The 562-nt window shown below is 43.6% G+C and carries 1 protein-coding gene; it reads left to right on the top strand.

Features of this window, described 5'->3' with window-relative positions; all coding sequences use genetic code 11:
• Positions 1–61: 61 nt before the first annotated feature.
• The coding region (locus R7E38_RS23210; protein ID WP_318082199.1) for a transporter substrate-binding domain-containing protein at positions 62–562 on the top strand (501 nt) is incomplete at its 3' end.

Here is a 562-nt window from a genome sequence, read left to right as displayed (position 1 = left end):
TTCGAAATTTGACTTTTTTGCTGATCAATTTAGTCTGGCTTTCCAATTAGAGGAAGCATTTATGTTCAGCATTCTAAGAAAAATAATCATACTTACCGCAACCGTAACCAGTCTTGCGGTTTCCTTTAATGCGCTTGCGAAAGAAAATACAAAAGACAGCATCGTAGTCGGCGTTATCACACAAAACGACTCTTCAAATTCCGTTGTAGACAGTGTCGGTCCATTTTACGGCATCAACCTCGATTATCTCTCTAACATCGCGAAGGTTCTTGGGCTCAACCTAGAACTGCGCGCTTATCAACACATTCCGCCGTTGCTTAACGATGTTGAAAACGGTGTGATTGATGGCGCTGTGGGTTTTAGCAAAACGCCAGAAAGAGAGAAGCGTTTTCTGTTCTCGAAACCCTTTTTCTCCAGCACCATCGCTGCTTGGTATCGTGATGCTAGCTACAAAGATCGTGATATTCGCGATATCAAATGGGTGTGTGTGGAAGGCAGCGTGTACTGCGACAATCTAACCTCGCAGGGTATCGACAACATTATCTACGTGAAAACGCGTTTA

Origin of the sequence: Vibrio sp. Vb2131 (assembly GCF_033338535.1) — a bacterium.
Taxonomy (GTDB): domain Bacteria; phylum Pseudomonadota; class Gammaproteobacteria; order Enterobacterales; family Vibrionaceae; genus Vibrio; species Vibrio alginolyticus.
The sequence above is the reverse complement of the archived record's forward strand: the minus strand, read 5'-3'. Positions and strand labels throughout refer to the sequence as shown.